The organism is Streptomyces longisporus (assembly GCF_039532765.1).
Taxonomy (GTDB): domain Bacteria; phylum Actinomycetota; class Actinomycetes; order Streptomycetales; family Streptomycetaceae; genus Streptomyces; species Streptomyces longisporus.
Map to the genome: position 1 here is coordinate 144,242 of NZ_BAAASG010000015.1, position 14,973 is coordinate 159,214.

Here is a 14,973-nt window from a genome sequence, read left to right on the forward strand (position 1 = left end):
CAGCGGCGGCGGGTCAGCGGATGCGGCCCGCCGCCAGCACCACCTGGGCCAGCTCCCGGTGCACGATGTCGCTGTGTGCGCCGGCGGGCGGCCCGCCGTTCTTCACCACGGCCGCCGCGTCGATGTTGACGCAACCCGAGGTCGGAAGGGTGCTCGTGAGGGCCTCCGCGAGCGTGTACGCGCGCGTGCCCGGCACCGCCTGCACACCGTCGTGCCCCATCGCGCCCCACTTGGCGCCCAGCAAATCCCCGATGCCGAAGCCCTCGGCGGCCCCCTCGACGACGCCCTGTGCGTCGTCCGCCATGCGCGAGGCGAGCGGGTAGATCGCGCCGAGCGCCGAGTCGAAATGGGAGTAGCAGCACACCAGAGGGCCGTCGACACGGTTCTGCTGGCCCTGCAGCACACCCCCCGCATGCGCGTCGTACGGCAGCCGCGCCGCGAACGCGTAGTGCGAGAACGCCCCTTGCAGCAGCGTCACCGACTTCACCGTGTGCACACCCTCGGGCAGCCCGCGCAGCGCGAACGACACCAGCCGGCCGCCGAAGCTGTGCCCCACGAGGTGCACACGCACGCCGGGAGCGGAGGCGGCGAGCTGCCCGACGAGAGGGCCGAGCCCGCGCTCGCCGACCGTGCCCGCGCGCCGCTTCATCGCGTAGTACGTCGCCTGCCGCAGCAGTTCCTTCGCGCCGTCCCAGGGGTTCGGCAACGAGAAGCCCTCCGGGTCGCCACCGGAGCGTACGTCGGCCAGTGCCTGCGCGAACTCGTCGCAGAGCGTCGCCGTGTCCTCGGTGAACAGCACCGGCTCGCTCTGCGGGACACCCTCCGCGAGGGTGTCCGCCGCGAACAGCGGCTGCGGACCGCCCGGTACGAGCTCCACCAGCAGCCGGACCAGCCGTCCGAACTCCTCCAGTTCGTTCTCGGGCCGCTGGTCCAGCATCCGTGCGATCTGGTCGATCACGGTGGCCCGCCCGGGGAACGTCTCCAGCAGCGCGTGCCGGGTGTCCTTGTCCAGCGCGGGCGCCGGGGACGCCTCCGCCTCCATGGCCACCACGGACCTCGGGAAGTCGGGGATCGGCTCGTCGCAGAACCGCATCGACGGCCAGATGACGCCCACGTACCCGATCTTCGCCTGGGCCGCGAGCTCCGGGATCGGCGCGAAGAAACTGCTGTAGAGGGCGGTCGCGCCCGAACGGTCGTTGTTCCAGCCGTGTGCGAAGACGATCAGGTCACGGACTCCGCCCTTCGCGACCTCGGCGAGCAGCCGGTCCCGCTCCTGCCCGTCGACGTCCCCGTCCGCGTCGAAGGTCAGCTCCCAGTAAGGAGTCACACTCATTGCCGGCTGTGCCATGACAGGCCCCCTCGTCCCCCGGAGCGGTGCGATGTGGGCGCATCGTCCTGCTACCGGCCGAGGATGGCCATACGTCCCGACTCACTTGTAGAGGAGGTATTCCTTTCGAATCCGCCGGAACGCCTCCAGTTCCTCCTGCCAGCCCGCCACCACCTCGTCGGTGCTCGCGCCCGCGTCGATCGCCGTACGCACGCTCGTGGAGCCCGTGAGCTTGTCGATCCAGTCGTCCGAGCGCCAGCCGAAGCCGCTCCACACCTTCTTGGCGGTCACCAGCAGCGCGATCCCGGTACGGACCGGGTCGTACGCGGCCCGGTCGTGTACGTGGATCTGTACGCCGCCGATGGTCCTGCCCTGGAACTTGGAGAAGGTCGGCGCGAAGTAGGCCTCCCGGAAGTGGACGCCGGGCAGCCCGAGTTCGTTCGCCGCGGCTGCCCACCTTCCGTCGATGCCCTCCGCGCCGAGCAGCTCGAAGGGGCGGGTGGTGCCGCGGCCCTCCGACAGGTTGGTGCCCTCGAACAGGCACGTCCCCGAGTACACGAGCGCCGTGTCGGGCGTCGGCATGTTCGGGCTCGGCGGCACCCAGGGCAGCGACCAGGCGTCGTAGAACTCCGAGCGTTTCCATCCCGTCATCAGGACGGTCTGCAGGGGCACGGGGGTGGTCAGGAACTCCTCGTTGAACAGGTGGGCCAGCTCGGCGACCGTCATGCCGTGCGCCTGGGAGATCGGCTGCCGTCCGACGAAGGTCGCGAACTCCTTGTGCAGGACCGGGCCCTGGGCCGCGCGGCCTGTCACCGGGTTGGGCCGGTCGAGGACGACGAAGCGTTTGCCGGCGAGCTGGGCGGCCTCCATGCAGTCGTACAGCGTCCAGATGTACGTGTAGAAGCGGGCGCCGACGTCCTGGATGTCGAAGACGACGGTGTCGACGCCGGACGCCGTGAAGACGTCGGCGAGGGGGCGGCCGCTCTTGAGGTATGTGTCGTAGACGGGGAGGCCGGTGGCGGGGTCGTCGTAGCGGCCCTCGGAGCCGCCTGCCTGGGCGGTGCCGCGGAAGCCGTGTTCGGGGCCGAAGACGGCCACCAGGTTCACTTTGTCGTCGGCGTGCATCACGTCGACGATGTGGTGGACGTCTCGGGTCACCCCGGTGGGGTTGGTGACGATTCCGACTCGGTCGCCGTCGAGGAGTGCGTAGCCTTCGGCGGAGAGGCGTTCGAAGCCGGTGCGGAGTCTTTTTTGCGGGGTGGCTGCGGTGGCCGACGGTGCCGCGGAGAAGGATGTTGCTGCCGTCGTCGCTGCGAGCAGGGCTCGTCTGGATAGGCGCATGGGGTGCACGGTATTGCTGCCGCAGGCTGTGGGGAAGGTGCGGCTGGTTTGTGTTTGCTCGCGCCCACGCGGCGGAGCCGCACATCGATTCAGCCCGCGTCCCTGAGGGGGTGCGGTCAACCCTTTCCAGTTACATACCGACCGGTTAGTCTGGCGGACAGCAGAGCCGCAGTCGAAGGAGACCGATGGTGGAAGCCGTTCAGGGTGCTGGTGTGGTTGTCACGGGGGCCGGGGGTGGGATCGGGGCCGCGCTGGCCCGGCGGTTCGCCGCCGAAGGGGCCCGGGTCGTCGTGAATGACCTGGATGGCGAGCGGGCCAAGGCGGTGGCCGACGAGATCGGCGGTATTGCCGTGCCCGGTGATGCCTCCGGGATCGTCGGTGATGCCCGGGACGCGCTCGGGGGGAGCATCGACGTCTACTGCGCCAACGCCGGTGTCGCCTTCGAGGACGCGGGCCCGGGGGAGCCGCTCGACGAGAAGGCCTGGGCCGTGTCCTGGGACGTCAATCTGATGGCTCATGTCCGGGCCGCCCATGAGCTGCTTCCCGAGTGGCTGGAGCGGGGTGGCGGTCGTTTCGTGTCCACCGTGTCCGCAGCCGGGCTGCTGACCATGATCGGGGCGCCTTCGTACAGCGTCACCAAGCACGGTGCCTACGCCTTCGCCGAGTGGCTGTCGCTCACGTACCGGCACCGGGGGCTCAAGGTGCATGCCATCTGTCCGCAGGGAGTGCGCACCGACATGCTGGCCGCCACCGGCACCGCGGGCGACCTGGTGCTGCAGCCCACCGCGATCGAGCCGGCAGACGTCGCCGACGCCCTGTTCAAGGGGATCGAGGAGGACCGGTTCCTGATCCTGCCGCACCCCGAGGTCGCCCAGTACTACCAGGCCAGGGCCACCCACCCCGACCGCTGGCTGACGAACATGAACCACCTGCAGCAGAAGTGGGAGGAGGCACGGTGACCGACTCCCGTTACGCCGCCCGGCCCTGGGTGGCCCTGCTGAACGAGGCCCAGCGCGGCCCCGTGGAACCCGCCGACTCCCTGGTCCACGCGCTGCGCCGGTCCGTCGCCGCGGCCCCGGACCGCACCTTCCTCACCTACTTCGACGGGCGGCTGAGCTACCGCGAGGTCGACGAGCTGAGCGACTCGGTCGCCGGGCATCTGGCCGCCCGCGGCCTGGAGCGCGGCGACCGGGTGGCGATCCTGCTGCAGAACTCCCCGCTCTTCGTGCTGGCGCTGCTGGGCGCCTGGAAGGCGGGGGCTATCGTCGTGCCCGTCAACCCCATGTACAAGTCGGGGGAGGTCGGGCACGTCCTGCGGGACGGCGAGGTCACGGCGCTGATCTGCTCCGACCGCGCCTGGGAGACGTATCTGCGGGACACGGCCGCCGACTCGCCCGTGCAGATCGTGCTGACCGCCTGCGAGCTGGACTTCCAGACGCGTGGCGACGCGCGGGTGCTCGGCTTCGAGCGGCTGCCGCAGGCCGCGGACGCCGCCGACCTGACGACCGTGGCCCGCGCCGGGTACGAGGCGCCCGAGGGCCGCCGGCTCAGGCCGTCCGACATCGCGTTGATCAGCTACACCTCGGGCACCAGCGGCACTCCCAAGGGCGCCACCAACACGCACGGCAACATCATGTACAACGCCGAGCGGCAGCGCACGGGGCTCGCCCTGCCCGACGCACCCGTGTACTACGCGCTGGCGCCCCTGTTCCACATCACCGGGATGGTCTGCCAGCTCGGCGCCTGTCTGAACAGCGCGGGCACGCTCGTGCTGACGTACCGCTTCGAGCCGGGTGTCGTGCTGGAGGCGTTCGCCGAACACCGGCCGCACTACACGGTCGGCCCGTCGACCGCCTTCATGGCGCTGGGCGCCCACCCGGACGCCACCCGGGACCACTTCTCGTCGTTCGTGAACATCTCCAGTGGCGGTGCGCCCGTGCCGCCCGCCCTGGTGGAGAAGTTCCGGGCGGGCTTCGGGCCGTACATCCGCAACGGCTACGGGCTGACCGAGTGCACCGCGCCCTGCGCCTCCGTCCCGCCGGGACTCGAGGCGCCCGTCGACCCGGCCTCCGGCACGCTGGCCGTGGGCCTGCCGGGTCCGGACACCGTCGTACGCATCGTCGACGACCAGGGCAAGGAGGTGCCCTTCGGCGAGCAGGGCGAGATCGTCGTCCGCGGGCCGCAGGTCGTGCCCGGCTACTGGCGGCGGCCGGAGGCGACCGCCGAGACCTTCCCGGACGGTGAGCTGCGCACCGGCGACATCGGCTTCATGGACGAGCAGGGCTGGCTGTACGTCGTCGACCGCAAGAAGGACATGATCAACGCGTCCGGTTTCAAGGTGTGGCCGCGCGAGGTCGAGGACGTCCTGTACACGCATCCCGCGGTCCGTGAGGCGGCGGTCGTCGGGGTGCCCGACGGATATCGTGGCGAGACCGTCAAGGCGTACATCAGCCTGCGTCCGGGCGCCGACACGGACCCGGGTGAACTCGCGATGTACTGCAAGGAGAGACTGGCCGCCTACAAGTACCCGCGGCAGGTGGAGATCCTGCCCGACTTGCCGAAGACGGCGAGTGGGAAGATCCTCCGTCGGGAGCTTCGTTCCCGGCCGCAGGACAGCGAATAAACAGCGAACAGACGCAGGCAGAGAGCTTGGAAGGCAGGTGGCGGCACAGTGCCCAGAACGACGGACGGTGACGGTACTCCCGTCCCGCAGCGGCTGTTGGCCGCCGCCACTCGGCTCTTCGCCGAGCAGGGCTACGACCGCACCTCCGTGCAGGAGATCGTCGAGGCGGCCGGCGTCACCAAGGGGGCGCTGTACCACTACTTCGGCTCCAAGGACGACCTTCTGCACGAGGTGTACTCGCGCGTGCTGCGGCTCCAGCAGGAGCGCCTCGATGCGTTCGCGGACGCGGACGAGCCGATCGAGAAGCGCCTGCGGGGCGCGGCGGCCGATGTCGTCGTCACGACGATCGAGAACCTCGACGACGCGATGATCTTCTTCCGGTCGATGCACCACCTGAGCCCGGAGAAGAACAAGCAGGTGCGCGCCGAGCGGCGGAAGTACCACGAGCGCTTCCGGGCGCTGGTGGAGGAGGGGCAGCAGGCGGGTGTCTTCTCGAAGGCGACGCCTGCCGACCTGGTGGTGGACTACCACTTCGGCTCGGTGCACCACCTGTCGACGTGGTACCGCCCGGACGGGCCGATGAGCCCGCAGGAGGTCGCCGACCATCTGGCCGACCTGCTGCTGCGGGCGCTGCGCCCGTAGCCCGTGGAACGAACATGCGTAAGGGGCGGCCGCTGTTGCGGCCGCCCCTTACCTACCTGGTGTCACAGGTACTTCTTCAGCTCCCGGCGCGCCAGCGAGCGCTGGTGCACCTCGTCGGGGCCGTCAGCGATCATCAGCGTCCGGGCTCCGGCGTACAGCTCGGCCAGCGGGAAGTCCTGGCTGACTCCGCCCGCGCCGTGCAGCTGGATCGCCCGGTCGATGACGTCGACGACCGCGCGGGGTGTGGCGATCTTGATGGCCTGGATCTCCGCGTGGGCCCCCCTGTTGCCCACGGTGTCCATCAGCCAGGCCGTCTTCAGCACCAGCAGTCGCAGCTGCTCGACGGTCACGCGCGCGTCGGCGATCCAGTTGTGGACCACGCCCTGCTGGGCCAGCGCCTTGCCGAAGGCCGTACGGGACACCGCCCGGCGGCACATCAGCTCGATCGCCCGCTCCGCCATGCCGATCAGTCGCATGCAGTGGTGGATACGGCCGGGGCCCAGGCGGGCCTGGGCGATGGCGAAGCCGCCGCCCTCCTCGCCGATCAGGTTGGTCACCGGCACGCGCGCGTGGTCGAAGATCACCTCGGCGTGGCCGCCGTGGTAGTGGTCCTCGTAGCCGAAGACCTGCATCGCCCGCTTGACGGTGACGCCCGGGGTGTCGCGGGGGACCAGGACCATGGACTGCTGGCGGCGGATGTCCGCGCCGTCCGGGTTCGTCTTGCCCATCACGATGAAGATCTTGCAGTCCGGGTTCATCGCCCCGGAGATGTACCACTTGCGGCCCGTGATGACGTAGTCGTCGCCGTCCCGCTCGATGTGCGTGGTGATGTTGGTGGCGTCGGACGAGGCCACCTCCGGCTCGGTCATCGCGAACGCCGAGCGGATCTCGCCCGCCAGCAGCGGCTCCAGCCACTGCTTCTTCTGCTGCTCGTCGCCGAACTGCGCGAGCACCTCCATGTTGCCGGTGTCGGGAGCCGCGCAGTTCGTGGCCGTCGGCGCCAACTGCGGGCTGCGGCCGGTGATCTCGGCCAGCGGCGCGTACTGGAGGTTGGTCAGACCGGCGCCGTGCTCGGCGTCCGGCAGGAAGAGGTTCCACAGGCCCTGCCTGCGCGCCTCCGCCTTCAGCTCCTCGACCACCGCCGGGGTGTCCCAGGGGGAGGCCAGCGCGGCCCGCTGCTCCTCCGCCACCACCTCGGCCGGGTAGACGTACTCGTCCATGAAGGCGAGCAGCTTGGCGCGCAGTTCCTCGGTGCGCGCGTCGAACGCGAAGTCCATGGTCTGTCAGCCTTCCTGAAGAGTGGTCAGGCCGTGCTCGATGAACACGGGCACCAGGTCGCCGATGCGGTCGAAGCCGCGGCCGACCGTCTGGCCCAGCGTGTAGCGGTAGTGGATGCCCTCGAGGATCACGGCGAGCTTGAACCAGGCGAACGCCGTGTACCAGGAGACCGAGGAGACGTCCCGTCCCGAGCGGGCCGCGTATCGCTCGATCAGCTCGGCGGGGGAGGGATGGCCGGGAGCCTCGGCGGTCGTGGAGACCGGGGAGTCGGGCATGCCCAGCGGCATGCTGTACATCACCAGCAGGCCCAGGTCGGTGAGCGGGTCGCCGAGCGTGGACATCTCCCAGTCGAGGATCGCCTTGATGCGGTCGTCCTCACCGATGAGCACGTTGTCGAGCCGGTAGTCACCGTGGACCACGGCCGGTGCGGGGGAGGTGGGCAGCTGCCGGCCCAGCGAGGCGTGCAGCTCGTCGATGCCGGCCAGCTCGCGGTTGCGGGAGGCGTCCAGCTGCTTGCCCCAGCGGCGCAGCTGCCGGTCCAGGAAGCCCTCGGGGCGGCCGAAGTCGGCGAGGCCCACCTCGGCGGGCTCCACCGCGTGCAGCTCGACGAGCGTGTCCACCAGGGACAGCACCGCGCGCCGGGTGCGGTCCGGGCCGAGCGGGGCGAGCTGGTCGGCCGTGCGGTACGGGGTGCCCTCCACGAACTCCATGACGTAGAAAGGCGACCCGAGCACCTGCTCGTCCTCGCACAGGAGCACGGGGCGCGGGACCGGTACGTTCGTCGGGTGCAGGGCGCTGATCACCCGGTGCTCGCGCTTCATGTCGTGCGCGGTGGCCAGGACATGGCCGAGCGGGGGCCGGCGTACGACCCACTTCGAGGTGCCGTCCGAGACCGCATAGGTGAGGTTCGACCGTCCGCCCTCGATCAGCCGGCCGGTCAGGGGGCCGTGCACCAGGCCGGGCCGCTCCTGGTCGAGCAGGCCGCGCAGCCGGTCGAGATCGAGACCTGGCGGGTGGTCGGGGCTCATCGGTGCTCCTTCAGAAGCGTCAGAAAGGTTCCCCACCATGATGCCGACCGGTCGGTATGTCGTCCAGTGTGTGCGCCGAACGTGATCTGAGCCACGATAGGCCGACAGCTCCCGGCGCGGTGGCGCGGGGAGCTGTCGGCCGACCGGTTCCGGCCGGTTTCAGTGGTCGTCCCAGTGGCCTTCGTGCGGGGCGTGCCGATGGCCGTCGTGCAGATAGTCGACGTGGTCGCCGTGCAGGACGCTTTCGTGTCCGCAGCCCTCGCCGTGCCGGTGCTCGTGGTCCTCGTGCGGTGCGTGCCCGTCGGGCTCGCACTCGTCCCAGTGGCCGCCGTGCTCGCGGTGCAGATGTCCGTCGTGGGCGTAGTCGACGTGATCCCCGTGCGGCACCTGTGTGTGTCCGCAGTCGGGGCCGTGGGCGTGGGTGTGGGACGCGTGTTCCAGGTGAAGGGTGGTCATGGGGGTTCGCCTTCGGGGGAGTGGTGGTGATGACGTCGGACAGGGTGCCACGCGAACGGCGCATATCGGACCATTCGGCTTGCGTGGCGTTCGCGTACACCGGAGGGTCGAGCCCATGAAGGCCATCAGCTACGCACGGTACGGCGGACCCGAGGTGCTCGAGTACGGCGAGCTGCCCGACCCGAAGATCGGCCCCGACGCGGTCCTCGTCAAGGTCCGTGCGGCCGCCGTCAACCCCGTCGACTGGAAGTGCCGCGAGGGCCGCCTCGACGGAATGCTCGATGCCGTCTTCCCGGTGGTGCCCGGCTGGGACGTCTCCGGTGTCGTGGTCCAACCGGGCGTGTCCGTCACGGAGTTCACCGCCGGGGACGAGGTCATCGGGTATGTCCGGGAGGACTTCCTGTCGCGCGGCACCTTCGCCGAGTACGTCGCCGCTCCCGTGCGCACCCTCGCCCGCAAACCGCGCAACCTCTCCTTCGAGGAGGCGGCCGGGCTGCCCCTCGCGGGCCTCACCGCCTACCAGGTGCTCGTCAAGGCGCTCCAGGTCAAACGCGGCGAGACCGTCCTGGTGCACGCGGCGGCGGGTGGTGTCGGGTCCATCGCCGTGCAGCTCGCCCGGCATCTCGGCGCCCGCGTGATCGGTACGGCGAGCGAGCACAACCACGACTTCGTCCGCAGTCTTGGCGGCGAGCCCGTGGAGTACGGCGAAGGGCTGGGCGAGCGGGTGCGCGGGCTGGTACCCGAGGGCGTGGACGCCGTGTTCGACACCGTCGGCGGCGAGACCCTCAAGGTTTCGGCCAATCTGCTGGCCCCCGAGGGGCGCCTCGCGTCGATCGCCGACGGCGACGTCGTCGACTACGGCGGCCGCCACTGCTGGGCGCGCCCGGACGCCGAGGACCTGCTGCGGCTGACCGAACTGGTGGAGGAAGGGGCGGTGTCCGTGCATGTGTCGGAGACATTCCCGCTGGAGCGCGCGGCGGACGCCCACCGGCTCAACCAGGAGGGGCGGACGCGGGGGAAGCTCGTGGTGACGGTGGAGTGGGACGTGGAACCGGCCGGTTAGCGCACTCCGATGCGAAAGACCTGGTCAGAGGACCAGGGCCGCCCCGCACGCCGCCAGGGCCACCGTGCACAGGACCGCCGCGGTGGCGTGCCGCGGGGCCAGGGCCCGGGGGCTGTCGGACGATGCCAGGGCGCTGATGCGGCGGTGGGCGACGAAGAGGAAGCCCAGCCAGAGGACGCAGCACAGGGCGCAGGCGATGATCCCGGCCGCGGAGAGGCTGCCGTGCAGCGCGGTCTTCGTGGCGAGGACGGCCGCCACGGTGCTCGCCAGCGTGGTCCGCCGCCAGGCGAGCCGGGTCCGCTCCGGCTGGAGGCCGGGGTCGCGCTCGTGGCCCGCGTCGGAGCTCATCCCTCCCACCCGACGAGTACGACGACGACCATCGCCACGGCCACGACGGCGACGACGATGCTCAGCAGCGCCGGGAACCGGGAGACCGGCAGATCCTCGCCGCGGCGCATGGCCCGCTCGCAGCGCATCCAGTGGTTGACGGCGCGCAGCGAGCACAGCACGCCCGCGCCGAGCAGCGCCAGCGCCAGGCCCACGCGCCAGGCCCAGCGCAGGTCCGGCAGGAACTGGTCCACCGCGAAGCCGCCGCCGATCAGGGCGAGGGCGGTGCGCAGCCAGGCCAGGAAGGTGCGTTCGTTCGCCAGCGAGAAGCGGTAGTCCGGCGTTCCGCCCTCGCTCCGGACCTGTTCCGGGGCGAACCAGAGCCGGACGTTCCGTCCGAATTCGATCACGCTTACGACTCTATCCAGCTTCCGTCGGCGCCGTCCGCTGGGGGCTGCCGCCCCCGGACCCCCGCTTCGGCCCTCAAGGGGCCTCGTCCTCAAACGCCGGACGGGCTGAAACGAGCCGCTGATACGCCGCCAAACCGTCCGGCACCCACTCCCACTCGCTCAGCCGCTGCCGCACCTCCGCCTCCGGCAGGAAGGCGTGCCAGGCCACCTCCTCGACCTGTGGGCTCACCGGCAGCTCGCAGCGGACCTCGTAGACCGCCGACCACCAGGTCCGGCCTGCGCCGTCGTCGTACAGGAACTTGAAGAGGAAGCGTGGGCTCGGGAGGCCGGAGACGCCGAGTTCCTCCTCGGCCTCGCGCAGTGCGGCCTCGTCGTAGGACTCGCCCGCGCCGACCACTCCGCCGACCCACATGTCGTAGAGGGAGGGGAAGACCAGCTTGGTGGGGGTGCGGCGGTGGACGAAGAGGCGGCCCTCGGCGTCCCGGGCCTGGATGAAGACGCAGCGGTGGCGCAGGCCCTTGGCGTAGGCCTCGCCGCGGGGGGACTGGCCGATGACCTGGTCGTTCTCGTCGACGATGTCGAGGATTTCGTCTGCGGGGCTCGTCATGCCGCCATCCAAGCAGGAGGGCGTCAGCTGCGCTGCAGGGCCTGGGCCCGCTCCGGCTTCGTCGTGCCGCTCGGCATGCAGGGGTGCAGACCGAGCAGGACGATGCCTCCGACGATCGCCGCGAGGCCCGCCGCCTCCCAGGCGAGGGCGCCCGTGTCGGTGCGCAGCCGGTCGCCCAGGAACCCCACTCCGCACAGGATGCCGGCCAGCGGCTGGGCGGCGGTGAGGGCGGGCAGCGACATCCGCAGGGGCGCGGTCTCGAAGGCGCTCTGGACCAGGATCAGGCCGGCGACCCCCAGCGCCGCCACGCCGTACGGCTGCCAGCCCGTCACCAGCTCGGTGAGGCCGCCCTGGGTGAAACGCTCGCCGCTGACCCGGGTGAGGGCGTCCTGGACGCCGTAGAGGAGGCCGGCGGCGAGGGCGAGGAGGACGGGGGCGGCGCTCAGCCGGGAACGCTTCGCGTACGTCGTCAGCAGAAGAGCCAGGCCGATCATGGCGCCGATGATCAGCCAGTGCCGGAAGGGGTTGGCGACCGCGGTGCCGCCGCGTGGCTCGCCCGCGACGATGAAGGCGGTGACGCCGCCTGCGAGCAGGGCGAGGCCGGTCCAGCCCTGGCGGCCCAGTGGCTGTCTGGTCTGCTTGCGGGAGAGGGCCAGGGCGAACAGGAGGTTGGTGGCGAGGAGCGGTTCGACCAGGGAGATCTCGCCCTGGCTCAGCGCGATCGCACCGAGGACCATGCCGGCCACCATCAGCGCGATGCCGCCCAACCAGCGCGGCACCTGCATCAGGTCGAGCAGCAGGCGCGGCGAGAGGAAGTCACTCAGGGGTGCCCGCTGGGCCGCGTTCTGCTGGAGCACGAATCCGAAGCCCAGGCAGCAGGCAGCGCTCACGGCGAGAATCAGAACCAGAAGGGACACGCTGCGTACCTCGAGTCAGATGGGCCGGGCCACGGGGTGCGTAGTGGGTGACTGTAGCGTCCCAGGGCCCGGCTTGCCCCTGGGAGTGCCCGGATCGGGCCGTCGACTCGGTCACGTCTCCCCGACGATCAAGAGGGGTGCCGCGTCGTCCCGCCATGGTGGGGTGCCGTCGCGGGCCGCGCCATGGCGTGCGCCACACATGGTGTGGTGCGGCGGAACGCAACCCGCCGACCTGCTCACAAATACCCCACTGGTAACGGAAGTTGACGCGTGTAACAGTGGCCACTCCCTTGACGCAAAGCATTGGCGGCGGGTTTGCTGTGCGTGACCAGCTGACGGCAAACCGACATCAGGCCGGACCGATACCAGACGTCGAGCCGCGTCGCGTGAGGAAGATCCCGCGGTGTCCCCACCCCCGCCCCCCTTCGGCCGGGGCCGCAAGCGCGCGGCCCAGACCCTCGACGCGGCCCTCGACGACGCCGAACTCGTCGCCGCCCGGGCCGCGTTGGCGCAGGGCCGGTGGCAGGCCGCGCGGTCGTTGCTCGTTCAGACGGGGGACGACTGGGATCTGCGCGGGCACCGGGTCACCGTGCTCGCGCTGGAGCCGTACAGCGCCGCCTGGGCGCGGGACTGGCTGCTGGCCGAGCCCGACTCCGCCGACGCCGCCGTGCTGCTCGCGCTCGCCCTCGTCCAGCGTGCCTTACGGGGCAAGGAGAAACCGGAGCGCGCCCGCGAGGCCTGCCGGGACGCCGCCGCGCTCGTACCCGCCGACCCCACCCCGTGGCTCGGCCTGCTCATGCTGGAGCGCGGCCCGGGCCCGGACTGTGAGCGGCTCTTCGCCGAGATCCGCGGGCGGTACGCCGACCACCACCACGCCCACCACCTGATGGTCGCCCGCCTCGCCGAGCGGCACGCCGACGCCGGCCAGGACCCGCTGCACGAGGTCTACGACTTCGCCAACCGGTCCGCCCTGCACGCCCCCGCCGACTCCCCCCTCGCGATCCTCCCGGTCGTCGCCCACGCCGAGCGCTACCGCGTACTGGCCGCCGCCGGACACGAGCCCGCGGACGCCGCCGCCTCCGGCCACTGGAGCGGACGCCGGGCCCGGCAGGTCATGAAGGCCGCTTTCGACTGGTGGCTGGAATGGGAGCACGAAGGTCACCCGCGCCGCCTGGTCGACCTCAACTTCCTCGCCCACGCCAAGGTCTGCGAGGGCCGCGGCGCCGAGGCCGCCGCCCTGTTCCACCGCATCGGCGAGCACGCCACCCCCGCCCCCTGGTCGTACCCGGACCGCGATCCGCACTCCGCCTTCCGTGCCGCGCGCGCCACCGCGCTCGGCACGGCCTGACACTCCCGACCCCGACAGACAGAAGGACGGTCCCTCCATGACCACGGGCAGTTCCAACGCGAGCAGAGCCGCCGCGGGCGGCATCAGCACCTATCTGGGGCAGGAGCGCGCCCTGCGCGCCGACCGCCTGGGCGCGGGCGGCCTGCTGCTCTCCGTGCTCGCCGCGACCGCCCCCCTCATGGTGGTCGCGGGTGTCATGCCCACCACATTCGCGGTGATGGGCATCGTCGGACAGCCCCTGCTCTTCGTCGTCCTCGGCGTGGTCCTGGTCCTCTTCAGCGTCGGCTACGCCGAGATGAGCCGGCACGTCCACAACGCGGGCGCCTTCTACGCCTACATCTCCCGCGGCCTGGGCGGCACCGCCGGAGCGAGCGCGGCCCTCGTCGCCGTCGCCGCCTACAGCGCGCTCCAGGTCGGCATCTACGGCATCTTCGGCTTCGAGGTCTCCAACCTGTTCGCCACCTATGCCGACGTCCAGGTGGCGTGGTGGATACCGGCGCTGGCGGCCGTGGCCGTCGTCGGGCTGCTGGGCTGGCTGAAGATCGACGTCAACGCGCGCGTGCTGGGCGTTCTGCTGGTCGTCGAGGTGATCCTCGTCGTCATCTTCGACGTCGCCTCGATCGCCGACCCGGCCAAGCAGGGCCTGTCGCTGCACGCCTTCAACCCGGACACCCTCACCGGCGCCGGGGTCGGCACGGCGCTCTGCTTCTGCATCGCGGCCTTCACCGGCTTCGAGCAGGCACCGGTGTACGCGGAGGAGACCAGCAGGCCGCACCTCCTCGTCCCGCGCGTGATGCTGCTCGCGGTCGGCTTCGTCACCGTCTTCTTCGCGGTCAGCTCCTGGGCGTACACCGTCGCCACCGGCCCCTCCGCGATCGTCGGCGCCGCGCAGAAGGAGAGCGCCGGACTGCTGTTCTCCCTCACCGAGTCCCGGCTCGGCTCCACCTTCACCGACGTCCTGCACGTGCTGTTCGTGACCGGCATGTTCGCCGCCCTGCTCAGCTTCCACAACGTCGTCGCCCGGTACGCCTTCGCCATGGGCCGCGAGGGACTGCTGCCGCGCACCTTCGGCCGTACGACGGGCACGAGCGGCGCGCCCGGCACCGGCTCCCTGCTGCAGACCGTCGTCTCCGCCCTCGTCGTGATCGCCTTCGCGGTCGCCGACGACAAGCCGACCGGCGACCCGACCGCACCCGTGCTGCACCTGTTCACCTGGCTCGGCAACATCGGCGCGCTCGGCGTGATCCTGCTGATGGCGGCGGCCTCCGTATCGGTGATCGTCTTCTTCGCCCGGCGCGGCGCGGCGGGCGCCCAGGCCTGGCGGCTGGTCACCTCCGCCCTTGCGGCCGTCGCCCTGCTGGTGATCGCCGGCTACACGGTCAAGGACTTCGACGTCCTGGTCGGCGCCGGCCCGGACTCGGCCCTGAGCTGGGCGCTGCCCGGCATCATCGGCCTGGCCCTGGTCGTCGGCCTGGTCCAGGGCCTGCTGCTGCGCTCCCGCTCGCCCGAGGCGCACGCCCGCATCGGGCTCGGCAACGAGGCGTTCCAGCTGGACAAGGCGGCGCGGGACGCGTCGTGACGCCTCCCGTACGGGGTGGCTTTCTGA

General features: G+C 71.2%; 15 protein-coding genes. 6 read left to right on the forward strand and 9 right to left on the reverse strand.

The annotated features are described in order from the left end of the window. Positions 1–13: 13 nt before the first annotated feature. Together ABD355_RS31445 and ABD355_RS31450 are read right to left on the reverse strand one after the other, a co-directional pair. Positions 14–1,348: a serine-threonine protein kinase gene (locus ABD355_RS31445; protein WP_344404226.1), complete on the reverse strand. Its 1,335-nt coding sequence runs from the start codon at positions 1,346–1,348 to the stop codon at positions 14–16. Positions 1,349–1,429: 81 nt separating this feature from the next. Next, on the reverse strand, positions 1,430–2,668 hold the full coding sequence (locus ABD355_RS31450) for an exo-beta-N-acetylmuramidase NamZ family protein (RefSeq protein ID WP_344404227.1): 1,239 nt from the start codon (positions 2,666–2,668) through the stop codon (positions 1,430–1,432). 185 nt (positions 2,669–2,853) lie between these two features. Between ABD355_RS31450 and ABD355_RS31455 the strand changes: the two genes are divergently transcribed. The 3 genes from ABD355_RS31455 to ABD355_RS31465 are packed head-to-tail and all read left to right on the forward strand — an operon-like array spanning position 2,854 to position 5,933. Beyond that, on the forward strand, positions 2,854–3,627 hold the full coding sequence (locus tag ABD355_RS31455) for an SDR family oxidoreductase (RefSeq protein WP_344404228.1): 774 nt from the start codon (positions 2,854–2,856) through the stop codon (positions 3,625–3,627). Then, a complete protein-coding gene (locus ABD355_RS31460; RefSeq protein ID WP_344404229.1) occupies positions 3,624–5,291 on the forward strand; it encodes a class I adenylate-forming enzyme family protein in 1,668 nt (555 codons plus the stop codon). Before ABD355_RS31455 ends, ABD355_RS31460 begins: the two co-directional genes overlap by 4 nt. A 48-nt stretch (positions 5,292–5,339) precedes the next feature. Further along, positions 5,340–5,933 carry a TetR/AcrR family transcriptional regulator gene (locus ABD355_RS31465; RefSeq protein WP_344404230.1) on the forward strand — a complete coding sequence of 198 codons (594 nt, stop codon included), beginning with the start codon at positions 5,340–5,342 and terminating at the stop codon, positions 5,931–5,933. Positions 5,934–5,995: 62 nt separating this feature from the next. Here the strand turns inward: ABD355_RS31465 and ABD355_RS31470 are convergent, their stop codons facing one another. The 3 genes from ABD355_RS31470 to ABD355_RS31480 form a co-directional block, all read right to left on the reverse strand. Continuing rightward, on the reverse strand, positions 5,996–7,210 hold the full coding sequence (locus ABD355_RS31470) for an acyl-CoA dehydrogenase (protein WP_344404231.1): 1,215 nt from the start codon (positions 7,208–7,210) through the stop codon (positions 5,996–5,998). 6 nt (positions 7,211–7,216) lie between these two features. Beyond that, a complete protein-coding gene (locus tag ABD355_RS31475) occupies positions 7,217–8,239 on the reverse strand; it encodes a phosphotransferase family protein (protein ID WP_344404232.1) in 1,023 nt (340 codons plus the stop codon). 159 nt (positions 8,240–8,398) lie between these two features. Then, the gene (locus tag ABD355_RS31480; protein ID WP_344404233.1) at positions 8,399–8,695 is read right to left on the reverse strand and encodes a hypothetical protein; all 297 of its coding nucleotides are present in this window, start codon (positions 8,693–8,695) and stop codon (positions 8,399–8,401) included. Between the two features lie 115 nt (positions 8,696–8,810). Here ABD355_RS31480 and ABD355_RS31485 point away from each other — a divergent pair, with 115 nt between their 5' ends. Further along, positions 8,811–9,758 carry an NADP-dependent oxidoreductase gene (locus tag ABD355_RS31485; RefSeq protein ID WP_344404234.1) on the forward strand — a complete coding sequence of 316 codons (948 nt, stop codon included), beginning with the start codon at positions 8,811–8,813 and terminating at the stop codon, positions 9,756–9,758. Between the two features lie 24 nt (positions 9,759–9,782). Here the strand turns inward: ABD355_RS31485 and ABD355_RS31490 are convergent, their stop codons facing one another. The 4 genes from ABD355_RS31490 to ABD355_RS31505 all read right to left on the reverse strand — a co-directional run bounded on the left by ABD355_RS31490 (position 9,783) and on the right by ABD355_RS31505 (position 12,019). Further along, entirely contained in the window at positions 9,783–10,106 is a 324-nt protein-coding gene (locus ABD355_RS31490) for a DUF202 domain-containing protein (protein WP_344404235.1), read from the reverse strand. After that, positions 10,103–10,495, reverse strand: a complete 393-nt coding sequence (locus tag ABD355_RS31495) for a YidH family protein (protein ID WP_344404236.1) — start codon at positions 10,493–10,495, stop codon at positions 10,103–10,105. Before ABD355_RS31495 ends, ABD355_RS31490 begins: the two co-directional genes overlap by 4 nt. Before the next feature lie 73 nt (positions 10,496–10,568). Next, complete coding sequence (locus ABD355_RS31500) at positions 10,569–11,102, reverse strand: NUDIX hydrolase (RefSeq protein WP_344404237.1); 534 nt, start codon at positions 11,100–11,102, stop codon at positions 10,569–10,571. A gap of 23 nt (positions 11,103–11,125) precedes the next feature. After that, positions 11,126–12,019, reverse strand: coding sequence for a DMT family transporter (locus tag ABD355_RS31505; protein ID WP_344404238.1), 894 nt, complete (start codon positions 12,017–12,019; stop codon positions 11,126–11,128). Between the two features lie 403 nt (positions 12,020–12,422). On the opposite strand from ABD355_RS31505, the gene ABD355_RS31510 reads away from it, so the two are divergent. After that, a complete protein-coding gene (locus ABD355_RS31510) occupies positions 12,423–13,367 on the forward strand; it encodes a hypothetical protein (RefSeq protein ID WP_344404239.1) in 945 nt (314 codons plus the stop codon). Between the two features lie 37 nt (positions 13,368–13,404). Then, positions 13,405–14,946, forward strand: a complete 1,542-nt coding sequence (locus tag ABD355_RS31515; protein ID WP_344404240.1) for an APC family permease — start codon at positions 13,405–13,407, stop codon at positions 14,944–14,946. The last annotated feature ends 27 nt before the right edge of the window (positions 14,947–14,973 follow it).